Source organism: Streptomyces sp. (genome assembly GCF_031181555.1).
GTDB classification, from domain to species: domain Bacteria; phylum Actinomycetota; class Actinomycetes; order Streptomycetales; family Streptomycetaceae; genus Streptomyces; species Streptomyces fimbriatus.
Genome location: NZ_JAPSKQ010000160.1, coordinates 1 through 14562, shown reverse-complemented (window position 1 = coordinate 14562; position 14562 = coordinate 1). Strand labels below are relative to the sequence as shown.

The window sequence follows — 14562 nt, the reverse complement described above, 5'->3', positions numbered from 1 at the left end:
GCGGGGTTGCCGCCGGCCGCGGTGGTTGGCCCGGTTTCAGCCCTTCTTCAGCAGCAGCTCGGTGTTGCGGTCCTCCGGGGCGCCGGCCAGGTCCGTGCGGGCGCCCGGGGCGTTGCAGGAGAGCTCGCGGTAGAGGGCGGCGAGGCCGGTCTGGGAGAGGTCGGTGAAGTCGGTGCGGGACGGGGCGGCGGACTCGACGAGGGTGGTGAAGAGGGAGAGCGTGCCGTCCTTGTTGTCCACCAGCTCGATGACCCGGGCGAGTTGCGGGAAGTCGACGTGGGAGGCGGTGGAGATCTCCCAGAAGGAGCCGCCGGACCCGGTGTGCGGGGTGACGGCGTTGCGGTGGATGTGGCCGTTGACCCAGGCCACCACGTTGCGGTGGCGGCCGAGGAGGGCGGCGACCTCCTCGCCGTTGTGGCGCCGTTCGCCGGGGCGGGCCGGGTCGGGGTGGGTGTTGGTCATCGTCGTACTGGTGTGATGGCTGAAGACGATCGCGTAGGAGTCCTCGTGGGCCCGCAGGGTGCGCTCCAGCCAGCGCAGTTGGGCCGTGCCGAGGGAGCCCGTGTAGTGGCCGCCGGGGTCGGTGGTGTCGAGGCTGATCCCGACGACGTCGTCGGCGATGCGGAAGGCGTAGTACTGGGTGCCGGCGTCGAGGTTGGCGGCGGTGTAGCCGTGGCCGACCGGGCCGAGGCCCCGGTGGGCGGGGTCCAGGTGGGCCTTGAGGTAGTCGGCGGGGGTGAACGGGGCCCGCTTCTCGTCGGGGGTGACCGGGCGCATGGCGCGGGAGTGGGCCCGGAGGAACTCGCCGTACCGCACGCCGCGGGGGTCGGTGGCCTTCTTGATGGTCCGCCGGAGTCTCTGTGCCTCGGCCGCCGGCACGTCCATCAGCTTCCGTCCGCCCACCGCCAGGTCGGTGAGGCGGGGGTCGGCGTGGGAGGCGTAGCAGCCGAGCGGCATCGTGTCGTGGTTGCCGACGGTGGAGTACCAGGGGAGGTTGAGGCCGGGGCTGTTCACCTCGCGGACGGCCGCCGCGAGGAAGCCGTCCAGGTGCGGGAAGCCGAGCCGTTTGTCGGCGTCGCGGACGGCGGCGTCCGGCTGCCAGTACTGCTTCAGACCGCTGTTCTGGACGCCCTCGTAGTGGCGCGGGTCGCCCGTGTTGGGGGTGATGCGGCCCCCGCTCATCACCGTCAGGAACCACTCCAGCTCGGAGCGGGTGTTGTTGTCGGTGTTGTCGCCGGTGGTCATCGCGAAGTGCAGCGGCGAGCCGGTGGCGGGGGCGCCGCGCAGCGCGTTGACCCGCTCCACGAGGGCGACCGCGCCCTGCACGGTGAGCGCCTCCTGGGGCCGCCAGGCGTGCACGTCGGCCGCGCGCAGGTACTCCAGCCGCAGCGGGTGCTGGACGTCGATCAGGTGCAGGTCGGTGAGCTGCACGAACGCGGTGAGCGCGGTGCGGCGGCCGGCCCGGCCGGAGCGGGGTTCGGCGAGCTCGCCGCGCACCACCCGGCCCCAGCCCGGCCCGTCACCGAGGCGGCGGTAGCCCGCCGCCCCGCGCGGGGCCGCCGTACCGGCGAGGGTGGTGCCGCGGGTGTAGGGGGCGAGCGGGGCGGCCGGTGCCCGCCGTGAGGAGGCGAGCACGGTCTCCGCGTCCCCGGTGGCGGGGCCCGCGGCGGCGGCCCGGCCGTCCCCGGGCCGCAGGGCGTAGCCGGCGCCGGCGGAGAGGGCCACCGCTCCGGTGGCGGCGAGGAGGGAACGGCGGTGGAGTCCAGTGGAGCCGGCGACTGAGCGTAGGCGCGACATGCGCGTGTCTCCCCGGGTGCGAACGCGTCGGCAGTGGTCGCGGCGCGCCCGTCGGACGGGCACTCCGCTCGTACTGGATGCTTGGCACCGGGGATGGCCTGCGCGTGAACGAGACGGCAACGCGCAACGCCGATCGCCGTACGTGGATCTCGGACCACCCCGCGTGTCGCCGGCCGCTCCCGCGCCGGCCCGGAAGCGGTCGCTCTGCGTTCATCTCCCGGGGCAGGGCGGCCCGCGGGGGCCGGCCCGCGGGCTCACCCCTCCGCGGGCTCCACCCGTCCCGCCGCGGGCCGCTCCCGCCACAGGCGCAGCCCGATGTCGACCATGCGGACCCGGACCAGTTCCGGGACGGCGGCCAGGGGATGCCAGGCGGCCAGGTCGGTGGAGCCGCCGACCTCGTTGCGCAGCTCGCCGCCGGTGATCCGGCCCTCGTAGACCAGCCGTACGCCGTGATGGTCGACGGCGCGTCCGAGGCGGGCCGGGAAGGTGCGCCGGGTGGAGTTCACGCCGAGCAGTCCGGTGACCCCGATGCGGTACCCGGTCTCCTCCTCGACCTCCCGCCGCACGGTGTCGTAGGGATCCTCGCCGTGCTCCATGCCCCCGCCCGGCAGCACCCACTCGGGGATGCCTCCGGGGCCCGGTGACCGGGCGAGCAGGAGCTGTCCGTCGCGCACCACCACGGCGTAGGCCGCCACCCTCAACTTCCGTCGCACCCGGGGACGTTACCCCGGTGGCGTCGGATTGGCAGGTGAGTACGCGGGGGCGGACCAGCGCAACGGCACGGCGTGCGGGGTCTCCAGGGCCTCCGCGACGGTGAAGCGGACCCGGCGCTCCCCGTCGGGGGTGAACTCGGTGCGGGCCTCGCCGGTCAGCTGGAGCGACGTCCCGGTCGTCCAGTCCAGGAAGAGCAGCCCCGCCCGGGGGTCCGCGACGAGGTTGCCGAGGGTGCGGAACATCGCGTTGCCCGGGTAGTCGCGCCAGGTCAGCTCGGTCGGTGAGGGGACGCGGACGAATCCGGGGTTGCCGCCCCGGTGGCTGGCGTCGGCGCCGGTCTCGTGGACGGTGGCGACGAAGAAGGTGTCGGCCGCCTCCACGAACGCCCGCTGGGTGTCCGTGAGCCGGCGGGTGCGGCGAGCCTCGCCCGGCTCCCGGCCGGCGACCGTCTCGTACGCCTCCCGTTTCTGCAGGTACTTGGGGCAGTTGGCGAACACCTGCTCCGCCTCGACCGCGAAGCCGCGGGGTGTGGGGCAAAGCAGGCCGTTGAGGCGCATCCGGCGGCGGGTGCGCGGGTCCAGGGCGAGGGTGCCGACCCGGGTGCCCGCGGTGGCGAGGGCCGTGGTGAGCGGGTCCGCCGGGGGCGGACCGCCGGTGACGGACATCCGTCGCGGGCCGGTGGCGCGGACGAAGCCGGGGGCGCCGGTGAGCGGGGAGGCCCACACCCTGCCCGTCCCGGGGGCGGCGGCGCCGGCCACCAGCAGCGGCTGGAGCTCCAGGAAGGCCGCCGCCACCGGCTTGATGCCCTGTCCGACGGACCGGCCGACGTGGTCGGCGGCTTCCCGGACGCCCACGCGGTCCTGCACGGCGCGGGAGCCCGCGTGGTACACGGCCACGGTTGCCGCCTCCGTCGCCCTTGCTGTCTTTGTCGTCACCATGGCTAGAAGAACCCGCAGGTCGGAGCGGAGCCGCTGGGTGCGGGGGCGTCCTCCGCGCCGGTCGGCACCGAGATCTCCAGGCGGGTCCCGTCCGGGTCGTGGAAGAAGATGCCGCCGGAGGCCGCGCCCTCGCCGTGGGAGACGACGCCCTCGTAGGCGAAGTCGGTGCCGTGGGCGCGCAGGGACGCCTCGTACTCCCTGACCCGCTCGATCGAGTCCGCCTCGAAGGCGAGGTGGTGCAGCCCGGCGCGTTCGCCGTCGTACGGCTCCGTCGCCTGCTGCCAGAGCGCGAGGACCAGGCGTTCGCCGTCGCCGAGGAAGGCGTACCGCCTGCCCTCCTCCTTGCCCTCACCGATCAGGGCGAAGCCCAGGACGTCGCGGTAGAAGGCCAGCGACCGGTCGAGGTCGGTGACGTTCAGGCCGGTGTGGCCGAGGCGCAGAGGCATGGGAATCCCTTCGTCGGGCCCCGCGGGAAGGGGCGGGGCTAACCGTTGAAAGAGACGTTAAGGGTTAGAAGAGGAGACGTCAACCGGTCACGTACCCTTGACCGGTTAGCACGGAAGGGAGCCCTCCATGTCCGACCGGGACCGTCGCGACCCGCGCCCGCTCACGGGTGAGCCGCTCGCGCTCGACCTGCTCAACACCCGGTGGGTGGAGGACGGCGCCGCGCGGGACCTGCTCACCGGCACCGACGGGCTCGCGGTGTGGCTCGCCGCCAACGGGCTGGACGGGCGCTTCGCCGCCGACGCGGCGACCCTGCGGCACACCCTGCGGGCGCGGGACGCGCTGCAGGAGGCCGTGGACGGAGCGCCGGGCGAGGGCGCCCGGGCCGTCGACGCCGTGCTCGCGCACGGGCGGATCCGGGCCACGCTCACGGCGGACGGGCCGGGCGAGCGGCCCGAGTTCGACGACCCCTCCTGGGGTCCCGCCTGGCTCGCCGCCCGCGACTACCTCCGGCTGCTCACCCTCGCGCCCGACCGGATCCGCCGCTGCGCCCACGAGGCGTGCGTCCTGCACTTCTTCGACACCTCGCGGAACGGCACCCGCCGCTGGTGCTCCATGGCGGTCTGCGGCAACCGCGCGAAGGCGTCCCGCCACTACGCGCGCACGAAGGACGCCTGACGGGCGGACCGCACGCCACCCCGGCGCCGGTCCGGGCGACTTGTCGCCTTCGGGGGGTCATCTCCCCAAAAGAGCACCGGGGGTTTTCCCCATACATCCATTTCGATTCGGTCAACCCTCCCCACTCCTCCCTTCCTTGCGTAAAGCTCAGCGATCGTCCGGGATCGCATTCCGGACCGTCGCGACCAGGGTCGATCGGCTCCGGTCGCTCCACGATCGTTCCTTTACGTGCAAGGGATGCCGATGACCCACTCCCCCCAGCGCGACCCGATATCGGGCACGAGACGCGTGGCCCGGATCGCCGTGGCCGCCGGTCTCGTCGCCGCGCTCTCCGCGGCCGGTCCGATACCCCTGGCCCTCGCCGCCGACGCGCCGCCCGCCGCGCCCGTCGACGGTGACGTCAAGTCCGCGCACGACAAGCTCGGTTCGGGCGACGCCGACCTGCTCGCCGAGGCCAAGGCCGAGGGCGCCAAGCACGTCACGATGATGATCGCCACCGCGCCCGGGAAGACCGAGCAGGTCGCCGAGCAGCTGGACGCGGTCAAGGGCGGTTCGGTCGGCCGGACGCACGACAAGCTCGGCTACGTCCGCGCCACCGTCCCCACCGCCAAGGCGGACTCGGCCATCGCCGCCGCCGCCAAGCTCTCCTCCGTGCACGGCATCGACCTGCGCGAGGAGATCCCGCTGGACGACCCGACGCCGAGCGCGGACACCGCGAAGCGGGCGGGCGGCAAGGGCACCACCACCTACCCGGCCCCCGGGAAGCGGACCCCCGCGAAGAACCCGTACAACCCGTCCTTCGAGACCGGTGCCGTCGAGTTCGTCGAGGACCACCCGAAGGCGGACGGCCGCGGCGTCACCATCGGCATCCTCGACTCGGGCGTGGACCTCGGCCACCCCGCGCTGCAGAAGACCACCACCGGCGAGCGCAAGATCGTCGACTGGGTGACGGCGACCGACCCGATCGTGGACAACGACCGGACCTGGCGCCCGATGGTCTCCTCCGTCTCCGGCCCGACCTTCACCTACGGCGGCAGGACCTGGCAGGCCCCGGCGGGCTCGTACCAGGTGAGCACCTTCCTGGAGTCGTACACCACCGGCGGCGACGCGAACGGCGACGCCAACCGCGACGGCGACACCACCGACTCCTGGGGCGTGCTCTACGACGCCGCGGCCGGCACGGTCCGCGTCGACCTGAACAACAACTTCGACTTCGGTGACGACACCCCGATGAAGCCGTACAAGGACGGCTTCCAGATCGGGTACTTCGGCACCGACGACCCGGCCACCGACGTCGCCGAGCGCCAGCCGTTCGTCGTGGAGATCCGCAAGGACGTCCCGATGGACCCCTACGGCGGCGACTGGGCCGGCAAGAAGGCCGACTTCGTCAACATCGGCGTCATCGAGGGCTCGCACGGCTCGCACGTCGCCGGCATCACCGCCGCCAACGGCCTGTTCGGCGGCCGGATGGACGGCGCCGCCCCCGGCGCGAAGCTCGTCTCGTCCCGCGCCTGCACCTGGTCCGGCGGCTGCACCAACGTCGCGCTCACCGAGGGCATGATCGACCTCGTCGCCCACCGCGGCGTCGACATCGTCAACATGTCCATCGGCGGCCTGCCGGCGCTCAACGACGGCAACAACGCCCGCGCCGAGCTCTACACCCGTCTGATCGACACCTACGGCGTCCAGCTGGTGATCTCCGCGGGCAACTCCGGCCCCGGCGCCAACACCATCGGCGACCCGTCGCTGGCCGACAAGGTCATCTCGGTCGGCGCGTCCGTCTCCAAGGAGACCTGGGCCGCCAACTACGGCTCCGTGGTGGAGAAGGACTACGCCATGATGCCGTTCTCCTCGCGCGGTCCGCGTGAGGACGGCGGCTTCACGCCGACGCTGGTCGCGCCCGGCGCCGCGATCAACACCATCCAGACCTGGTCGCCCGGCGCCCCGGTCGCCGAGGCGGGCTACGCCCTCCCGGCCGGTTACGGCATGCTCCAGGGCACCTCGATGGCCTCCCCGCAGGCCGCCGGTGCCGCCGCGCTGCTGCTGTCGGCCGCGAAGCAGAAGGGCATCGACCTCCCGCCCGCGAAGCTGCGCACGGCCCTCACCTCCACCGCCGAGCACATCAAGGGCGTGCAGGCCTACGAGGAGGGCGCCGGCCTCATCGACATCGAGGACGCCTGGGACGAGATCCGCGACGGCGCCACCGCGCACACGTACACGGTGAAGGCGCCGGTCGACACCGCGATCGACCAGTTCCTGAAGACCCCCGGCTTCGGCACCGGCCTCTACGACCGCGAGGGCGGCCTGAAGGCCGGCCAGAAGAAGACGTACGACATCACCATCACCCGTACGTCCGGCCCCGACCGCGCGCTCCGGCACGAGCTCGGCCTCGAGAACAACGCCGGCCGCACCTTCCGCATCCTCGGCGACGACGACGTCTCGCTGCCGCTGAACAAGCCGGTGACCGTCAAGGTCCAGGCGGCGCCCGGCTCGGCCGGCATCAAGAGCGCGATCCTGGAGGTCGACGACCCGCGCACCGAGGGCGTCGACAAGCAGGTCCTGAACACCGTGGTCGTCTCCGCCCCGCTGAAGCACACCTTCTCCGCCTCGGGGTCGGTGCAGCGCAACAGCCACACCTCCTACTTCGTCACCGTGCCCGAGGGCGCGAAGACGCTGGAGATCGCGCTGAGCGGGCTGAGGGACAAGAGCCAGACCCGGTTCATCGCCATCCACCCGTACGGCGTCCCGGCCGACCCGACGTCGACGGTCAACTGCTACCCGAACTACTCCAACCCGGCCAACACCTGCCGCCCCGACCTGCGGTCGTACGCGAACCCGCAGCCGGGCGTCTGGGAGATCGAGGTCGAGTCGCGCCGTACGTCGCCGCTGCTCGACAACCCGTACAAGCTCGACGTCGCCGTCCTCGGCGCGGCCTTCGACCCGGAGACCGTGACCGTGCCCGAGGCGAAGGTCGGCACCCCGGCCACCGCCTCCTGGAAGGTGACGAACGAGCTCGCCGCCCTGGAGGGCAAGCTGGTCGGCGGTCCGCTCGGCTCGGCCAAGACCGACCGGCCGGCCATCCGGACGGGCGAGACGCACACCACCACGGTCGAGGTGCCCGAGGGCGCCCAGTCGCTCGACGTGGTCATCGGCAACGTCTCCGACGCCTCCGCCGACCTGGACCTGACGGTCAGGGACAAGAACGGCGCCGTCGTCGGCCAGTCCGCCGACGGCGACTCGGAGGAGTCGGTCTCCGTCGCCAAGCCGGCGGCCGGCACGTACACGGTGGAGGTCGTGGGCTACTCCGTCCCGGCCGGTTCCACGGACTACGACTACCGGGACGTGTTCTTCTCCGCCTCGCTCGGCACGATCACCGTCGACGGCTCCGCGCCGGTGAAGCTCGGCACGGGCGACTCGGCCACCGTCTCCGGCCAGGTCACCGCCGCCGCGGCGGCTCCCGAGGGCCGTGCGTTCTTCGGACAGGTCCAGCTGGTCAACGCGCGCGGCACGGTCGCGGGCGTCGGCAGCGTGGCGATCGAGAAGGTCGTCCCGTAAGCGGCTGAACACCGGATGGGGGCGGGCGTCCGTACGGGCGCCCGCCCCTTCGCCGTCCGTACGGGCGCCCGCCCGCCCTTTTGCCGCCTGCCGTCGCTCAGCCGCAGGTCAGGGTGCGCGACTCGGGGAGCGAGGCGGTGATCCGGGGCCGCTCGGGGGCGATGTCCTCCTCCCCGACGATCACCCCGTCCGGGTGGTCGCCCTCGCGGGGCAGGCCGACCAGCACCCGGTCGCCTTCGCGCAGCCGGGGCTGCCCGGCCACGTCCAGCACGAAGGTGACCCGCTTCCCGTCCTCCCCCTTGTAGACGCGGGTCGCCTCCAGCGTGATCCGCTCCCGGCCGGCGCCCGGCACGGGCTCCACCACGGAGACGGTGCCCTCGGCGACGAGGCGGGCGCAGGCGAGGTGGCGGGGGCTGCCGAAGGCGACACCGCCCGTCTGCCGGTCGGCCGCGGCGTCCGACGCCGTCTCCGCCTTGCCGGCCGCCGCGTCGGACGCTTCCCCGCCCTGCGCCACGAGCCAGCCGCCCACGCCCACGACCAGGGTGGCGGCGGCCGCCGCGGCGAGCGTGCCGAGGACCGCCTTCAGGGGGCGGCGGGCCCGGTGCGGGCCGCGTGGACCGCCGGGGCGGACGGAGCGGGGTCTCAGCGGCGGGTGGGCGGCCGGCCGGTCCCGTGTCCCGTCCCCGGGGTCCGCGCCCTCCGGGAGGCGTCCCCCCGCGCCCGGCCGCCGCGCCCCGTCGCCGGACTCCGGCCGTTTCCCGGACCGGGCGGCCTCACCTCGCCCCGCCGGGGCACCGTCCTCGGGGCCGGCCTCCGTACCGGTGGGGGCGGTCTCGGCCGGGGCGGCGAGCGCGTCCCCGATCAGCGCCAGCTGCTCCCGCAGGACCGCCAGGTCGGCGGCGGCGGCACCGTGCGCGGCCCGGAACGCCGGGTCCTGCCGGGCCCGCGCGGGCAGCGGCTCGTCCAGGATCGCGGCCATCAGGGGGTCCACGCCGTCGTACGCGGCGTCGGCGGCGTCCTCCACGTCGCCGGCGCTCCCGGTGTTCTCGGCGTTTCCGGGGTCCCGGTCGTCGTCGTGGGCGGTCACGTCACACCACCTCGTCCTCGTGCAGGCGGGCGCGCAGGGCGCGTACCGCCGTGTGCAGCCTGCTCTTGACCGTGCCCTCCGGGACGCCGAGCTGTTCGGCGATGGAGCGCACCGGCAGGTCGGCGTAGAAGCGCAGCACGACGACCTGGCGCTGGGCGTCGGGCAGCTCGTCCAGGCCGCGGGCGACGGCGAGGGAGAGCAGGCTGTTCTCCTCGCCGGAAGGGGACTCCGCCGGGCGCAGCGAGGCGAGGCGCTCGCCCAGCCGCTCCTGGCGGCGCTTGGCCCGGTGCCAGTCCATGGCGAGGTTGGAGGCGACCACCGCCGCCCACGCCGAGACGTCCCGCGGCGCCTCCCGGCCGCTCGCGGCGCGTTCCAGCAGCCGCAGGCGGACCTGCTGCACCCCGTCCGGCAGGTCCGCCTGCGGTACGCCGCCCAGTGCGAGCACCGCCCGCACCCGGCGCTCCTGCGCCGCGTCCAGCGGATCGTCGTCGGCGGCGACGTACGACCCCCGGCCGCGCCGGGTCCTTCCGCGCAGCACCGGCCACCCCCTCACGCTGTTTCCCCTACGACGCCGCTGCCGCCCGGAACGTTCGCCCGGCTCTTCCGGAACCCACCGAGGCGTATGTCACATCTTTGTGTGACCGGGGGCGGACCGGGCAGGGGACCTTGCGGTCCACACCCCCCGGTGACTGAATTTCTGCAGCTCAGAGGGGTGGTGGCCGAAGGTCCGCAACCGGTGGCCGCTGCCGGGCCGTCCCACTTCGCGGGCAGTGGCCGCAAAGAATTGGACAGGCGGGCCGTGGTCGGCCGCATGATGGAAGAGCCTCGGCCAGGCAATCGGATACGCACCAGGACGCAGTAGGGAGTCGCCGTGAGGGTCGGAATCGTCGGAGCCACCGGTCAGGTGGGCACGGTCATGCGCAGGATCCTCAAGGAGCGGAACTTCCCGGTCACCGAGCTGCGCCTGTTCGCCTCGGCCCGCTCGGCGGGGACGGAGCTGGACGGCGTGACGGTGGAGGACGCGTCCACCGCCGACTACACCGGGCTGGACATCGTGCTGTTCTCCGCGGGCGGCGCGACCTCGAAGGCGCTGGCCGAGAAGGTCGCCGCGCAGGGCGCGGTCGTGATCGACAACTCCTCCGCCTGGCGCAAGGACCCCGAGGTCCCCCTCGTCGTCTCCGAGGTCAACCCGCACGCGATCGCGAACCGCCCCAAGGGCATCATCGCCAACCCGAACTGCACCACGATGGCCGCGATGCCGGTGCTGCGTCCGCTGCACGCGGAGGCGGGCCTGGAGTCCCTGGTCGTCGCCACGTACCAGGCGGTGTCCGGCTCCGGCCTCGCGGGCGTCGCGGAGCTGCACGACCAGACCCGGAAGGTGGTCGACGAGGCCGACCGGCTGACCCACGACGGCGAGGCGGTCGACTTCCCCGAGCCCGGCGTCTACAAGCGCCCCATCGCCTTCAACGTGCTGCCCTTCGCCGGCAACCTCGTCGACGACGGTCTGCACGAGACCGACGAGGAGCAGAAGCTGCGCAACGAGTCCCGCAAGATCCTGGAGATCCCCGGGCTCAAGGTCTCCGGCACCTGTGTGCGCGTCCCGGTCTTCTCCGGCCACTCCCTCCAGGTCAACGCCCGCTTCGCCCGCCCGATCAGCCCCGAGCGCGCGACCGAGCTGCTGGCGGACGCCCCCGGTGTCGTCCTCACCGACATCCCCACCCCGCTGCAGGCCGCCGGCAAGGACCCGTCCTACGTCGGCCGCATCCGCCGCGACGAGACCGTGGACAACGGCCTCGCGCTGTTCATCTCCAACGACAACCTCCGCAAGGGCGCGGCGCTGAACGCCGTGCAGATCGCGGAGCTGGTGGCGCAGGAGCTCACCGCGAAGTGACCTGAGCGACGCCCGTCCGTCCCCGGGGCGGCCACCCGCGTGCGGGTGGCCGCCCCGGCGTTCGTGCGGACGCACCGCGGTCAGGTCCGGTGCTTGCGGTCAGGCCCGGCGCACCTCGTACAGGAAGCACCCGTACTCCACGGCCCGTACGTGCACCAGCGCCACCTCGGGATCGGCGAACGCCTCCGCGAAGGCGGCGCCGAAGTCCTCCGGCGCCCCGACCAGCCGGCCGCCCAGGATCCGGCCGTCGGCGGAGTAGCGGCGGACGACGCGGTGGGCGTTGGTGAAGGGCAGGCCGCCGTCCTCCGGGCCCGCGCACTCCTCGGCGTGGACGAAGACCGGCCCCTGCTCGTCGTACGCGCCCGGATCGGCGCCGGTCTCCGCCGCCCAGCGACGCAGGGGGGCGTACGAGACCAGGGCGATCCGCTCGCCGGGCTCACTGCGGCGCAGACAGCAGCGGAGCGGGGCACCGCCCTCGTCGTCGGTGCGGGGGACGGCCGGGCGGCCCGCGTCGTCGGCGGCCAGCAGCTCCTTCAGGACGGACGGGGGGACGGGGCGTGCGGTGTGGATCGTCATGCCTCCACAGTCGCTCCCGCCGGCCCGGACCGCTGGCGGATCCCGGACACCGCGTCCCTCCTCCGGCCCAGTCGATACAGGGGTATCCCCATGGCTCGCCGTCGTCGTCGCCCGATCCCGATGTCCCGTGGAAGGATGACGCAACCCACACATATCGAGGAGATGACCGCGTGCCTGGCACAAACCTGACTCGCGAAGAGGCGCAGCAGCGGGCGAAGCTGCTGACCGTTGACTCGTACGAGATCGATCTCGATCTCTCCGGCGCGCAGGAGGGCGGCACCTACCGGTCCGTGACCACGGTGCGCTTCGACGTCGCCGAGGACGGCGCGGAGTCGTTCATCGACCTGGTGGCCCCCACCGTGCACGAGGTGACCCTCAACGGGGACTCCCTCGACCCCGCCGAGGTCTTCGCGGACTCCCGCATCGCCCTGCCCGGCCTGCTGAAGGGCCGCAACGTCCTCCGGGTGAGCGCCGACTGCGCGTACACCAATACGGGTGAAGGTCTGCACCGTTTCGTCGACCCGGTCGACGACCAGGCGTACCTGTACACCCAGTTCGAGGTGCCGGACGCCCGTCGCGTCTTCGCGAGCTTCGAGCAGCCGGACCTGAAGGCGACGTTCCAGTTCACCGTCAGGGCGCCGGAGGGCTGGACCGTCATCTCCAACTCGCCGACGCCCGAACCCCGGGGGAACGTCTGGGCGTTCGAGCCGACGCCGCGCATCTCGACGTACATCACGGCGCTGATCGTCGGCCCGTACCACAGCGTCCACAGCGTGTACGAGAAGGACGGCCGGTCCGTCCCGCTCGGCATCTACTGCCGCCCCTCGCTGGCCGAGTACCTCGACTCGGACGCGATCTTCGAGGTCACCCGGCAGGGCTTCGACTGGTTCCAGGAGAAGTTCGACTACGCGTACCCCTTCGAGAAGTACGACCAGCTGTTCGTGCCGGAGTTCAACGCGGGCGCGATGGAGAACGCGGGCGCGGTGACCATCCGCGACCAGTACGTCTTCCGCTCGAAGGTGACGGACGCGGCGTACGAGGTGCGCGCGGAGACCATCCTGCACGAGCTGGCCCACATGTGGTTCGGCGACCTGGTCACCATGGAGTGGTGGAACGACCTGTGGCTGAACGAGTCGTTCGCCACGTACACCTCCATCGCCTGCCAGGCCGCGGCGCCCGGCTCGCGCTGGCCGCACTCGTGGACCACCTTCGCGAACTCGATGAAGACCTGGGCCTACCGCCAGGACCAGCTGCCGTCCACGCACCCGATCATGGCCGACATCCGCGACCTGGACGACGTGCTCGTCAACTTCGACGGCATCACGTACGCCAAGGGCGCGTCCGTCCTCAAGCAGCTCGTCGCCTACGTCGGCGAGGACGCGTTCTTCCAGGGCGTGCAGGCGTACTTCAAGCGCCACGCCTACGGCAACACGCGCCTGTCCGACCTGCTGGGCGCCCTGGAGGAGACCTCCGGCCGCGATCTGAGGACGTGGTCGAGGAAGTGGCTGGAGACGGCCGGCATCAACGTCCTGCGCCCGGAGATCGAGACGGACGCCGACGGCGTCATCACCGCCTTCGCCGTCCGCCAGGAGGCCCCCGCGCTGCCCGCCGGCGCCAAGGGCGAGCCGACGCTGCGCCCGCACCGGATCGCGATCGGCTGCTACGACCTCGACGCGGCCGGCAAGCTGGTGCGCGGCGAGCGCGTCGAACTGGACGTCGACGGCGAGCTGACGGCCGTACCGCAGCTCGTCGGCAAGCGCCGTCCCGCGGTGGTGCTCCTCAACGACGACGACCTGTCGTACGCGAAGGTCCGCCTGGACGAGCGGTCCCTCGCCGTCGTCACCGAGCACCTGGGCGACTTCACGGAGTCCCTGCCCCGCGCGCTGTGCTGGGCCTCGGCCTGGGACATGACCCGGGACGCGGAACTCGCCACCCGCGACTACCTCTCCCTCGTCCTGTCGGGCATCGGCAAGGAGTCCGACATCGGTGTCGTGCAGTCGCTGCACCGCCAGGTGAAGCTGGCCATCGACCTGTACGCCGACCCGGCCGCCCGCGAGGCCCTGCTGACCCGCTGGACCGACGCCACGCTGGCCCACCTGCGGTCCGCCGAGCCGGCCGGCGACCACCAGCTGGCCTGGGCGCGGGCGTTCGCGGCGACGGCCCGCACGCCGGAGCAGCTGGACCTGCTGGAGGGCCTGCTGGCCGGCACGCAGACCATCGAGGGCCTGGCCGTGGACACGGAGCTGCGCTGGGCGTTCGTGGAGCGGCTGGCGGCGGTGGGCCGGTTCGACGAGCCGGAGATCGCGGCCGAGTACGAGCGGGACAGGACCGCGGCCGGCGAGCGCCACGCCGCCACCGCCCGCGCCGCCCGCCCGACCCCCGAGGCCAAGGCGGAGGCGTGGGCGTCGGTCGTGGAGTCCGACAAGCTGCCGAACGCCGTCCAGGAGGCGGTCATCGCCGGCTTCGTCCAGACCGACCAGCGCGAGCTGCTGGCCCCGTACACGGACCGGTACTTCGAGGTGGTCAAGGGCATCTGGGAGTCCCGCTCGCACGAGATCGCCCAGCAGATCGCGGTCGGTCTCTACCCGGCGGTCCAGGTCTCCGGCGAGACCCTCGACAAGACCGACGCCTGGCTGGCCTCCGCCGAGCCGAACGCGGCCCTGCGCCGCCTGGTCTCCGAGTCCCGCGCGGGCGTGGAACGCGCCCTGCGCGCCCAGGCGGCGGACGCGGGAGCGTAACCGGTACGCGTGTCAGGGGCGCCCGGTGCTACGCCGGGCGCCCCTGGCGTTCCTTCAGGGCGTCGATGAAGGCGGTGAACGCGGGGGCGGGGACGGAGAGGGTGGCGTAGGAGGGGTTCTTCGAGTCGCGGATGGCTATGCGGG

At 73.2% G+C, this 14562-nt stretch carries 12 protein-coding genes; 4 read left to right on the top strand and 8 right to left on the bottom strand.

The window, feature by feature from the left end; genetic code table 11:
* Positions 1 to 36: 36 nt before the first annotated feature.
* The 4 genes from RIM90_RS25570 to RIM90_RS25555 form a co-directional block, all read right to left on the bottom strand.
* Positions 37 to 1797, bottom strand: coding sequence for a TIGR03767 family metallophosphoesterase (locus tag RIM90_RS25570; protein WP_309063110.1), 1761 nt, complete (start codon positions 1795 to 1797; stop codon positions 37 to 39).
* Positions 1798 to 2051: 254 nt separating this feature from the next.
* Entirely contained in the window at positions 2052 to 2510 is a 459-nt protein-coding gene (locus RIM90_RS25565; protein WP_309063109.1) for an NUDIX hydrolase, read from the bottom strand.
* A 9-nt stretch (positions 2511 to 2519) separates the two neighbouring features.
* Positions 2520 to 3407: a pyridoxamine 5'-phosphate oxidase family protein gene (locus tag RIM90_RS25560; RefSeq protein WP_309063108.1), complete on the bottom strand. Its 888-nt coding sequence runs from the start codon at positions 3405 to 3407 to the stop codon at positions 2520 to 2522.
* 44 nt (positions 3408 to 3451) lie between these two features.
* The gene (locus tag RIM90_RS25555) at positions 3452 to 3895 is read right to left on the bottom strand and encodes a VOC family protein (protein WP_309063107.1); all 444 of its coding nucleotides are present in this window, start codon (positions 3893 to 3895) and stop codon (positions 3452 to 3454) included.
* 127 nt (positions 3896 to 4022) lie between these two features.
* Between RIM90_RS25555 and RIM90_RS25550 the strand changes: the two genes are divergently transcribed.
* Both RIM90_RS25550 and RIM90_RS25545 read left to right on the top strand, forming a co-directional pair.
* The gene (locus RIM90_RS25550) at positions 4023 to 4571 is read left to right on the top strand and encodes a CGNR zinc finger domain-containing protein (protein WP_309063106.1); all 549 of its coding nucleotides are present in this window, start codon (positions 4023 to 4025) and stop codon (positions 4569 to 4571) included.
* Positions 4572 to 4814: 243 nt separating this feature from the next.
* Positions 4815 to 8126 carry a S8 family serine peptidase gene (locus tag RIM90_RS25545; protein WP_309063105.1) on the top strand — a complete coding sequence of 1104 codons (3312 nt, stop codon included), beginning with the start codon at positions 4815 to 4817 and terminating at the stop codon, positions 8124 to 8126.
* A 97-nt stretch (positions 8127 to 8223) separates the two neighbouring features.
* Here the strand turns inward: RIM90_RS25545 and RIM90_RS25540 are convergent, their stop codons facing one another.
* Together RIM90_RS25540 and RIM90_RS25535 are read right to left on the bottom strand one after the other, a co-directional pair.
* On the bottom strand, positions 8224 to 9213 hold the full coding sequence (locus RIM90_RS25540) for a hypothetical protein (protein ID WP_309063104.1): 990 nt from the start codon (positions 9211 to 9213) through the stop codon (positions 8224 to 8226).
* A 1-nt stretch (position 9214) separates the two neighbouring features.
* Positions 9215 to 9751 carry a sigma-70 family RNA polymerase sigma factor gene (locus RIM90_RS25535; RefSeq protein WP_309063103.1) on the bottom strand — a complete coding sequence of 179 codons (537 nt, stop codon included), beginning with the start codon at positions 9749 to 9751 and terminating at the stop codon, positions 9215 to 9217.
* A gap of 333 nt (positions 9752 to 10084) precedes the next feature.
* Here RIM90_RS25535 and RIM90_RS25530 point away from each other — a divergent pair, with 333 nt between their 5' ends.
* Positions 10085 to 11104 carry an aspartate-semialdehyde dehydrogenase gene (locus tag RIM90_RS25530; protein WP_309063102.1) on the top strand — a complete coding sequence of 340 codons (1020 nt, stop codon included), beginning with the start codon at positions 10085 to 10087 and terminating at the stop codon, positions 11102 to 11104.
* Positions 11105 to 11203: 99 nt separating this feature from the next.
* Here RIM90_RS25530 and RIM90_RS25525 read toward each other — a convergent pair whose 3' ends face one another.
* A complete protein-coding gene (locus RIM90_RS25525; protein WP_309063101.1) occupies positions 11204 to 11680 on the bottom strand; it encodes a DUF1203 domain-containing protein in 477 nt (158 codons plus the stop codon).
* A gap of 170 nt (positions 11681 to 11850) precedes the next feature.
* Here RIM90_RS25525 and pepN point away from each other — a divergent pair, with 170 nt between their 5' ends.
* Complete coding sequence (gene pepN / locus RIM90_RS25520) at positions 11851 to 14418, top strand: aminopeptidase N (protein ID WP_309063100.1); 2568 nt, start codon at positions 11851 to 11853, stop codon at positions 14416 to 14418.
* A gap of 28 nt (positions 14419 to 14446) precedes the next feature.
* On the opposite strand, the gene RIM90_RS25515 is transcribed toward pepN, so the two are convergent.
* Positions 14447 to 14551, bottom strand: a complete 105-nt coding sequence (locus RIM90_RS25515; RefSeq protein ID WP_375165547.1) for a DUF397 domain-containing protein — start codon at positions 14549 to 14551, stop codon at positions 14447 to 14449.
* Between the last annotated feature and the right edge of the window lie 11 nt (positions 14552 to 14562).

Excerpts from the sequence above, each read along its gene's own strand:
- RIM90_RS25570 (WP_309063110.1), bottom strand. The coding sequence starts at position 1,797 with ATGTCGCGCCTACGCTCAGTCGCCGGCTCCACTGGACTCCACCGCCGT.
- RIM90_RS25555 (WP_309063107.1), bottom strand. The coding sequence starts at position 3,895 with ATGCCTCTGCGCCTCGGCCACACCGGCCTGAACGTCACCGACCTCGAC.
- RIM90_RS25550 (WP_309063106.1), top strand. The coding sequence starts at position 4,023 with ATGTCCGACCGGGACCGTCGCGACCCGCGCCCGCTCACGGGTGAGCCG.
- RIM90_RS25545 (WP_309063105.1), top strand. The coding sequence starts at position 4,815 with ATGACCCACTCCCCCCAGCGCGACCCGATATCGGGCACGAGACGCGTG.
- RIM90_RS25525 (WP_309063101.1), bottom strand. The coding sequence starts at position 11,680 with ATGACGATCCACACCGCACGCCCCGTCCCCCCGTCCGTCCTGAAGGAG.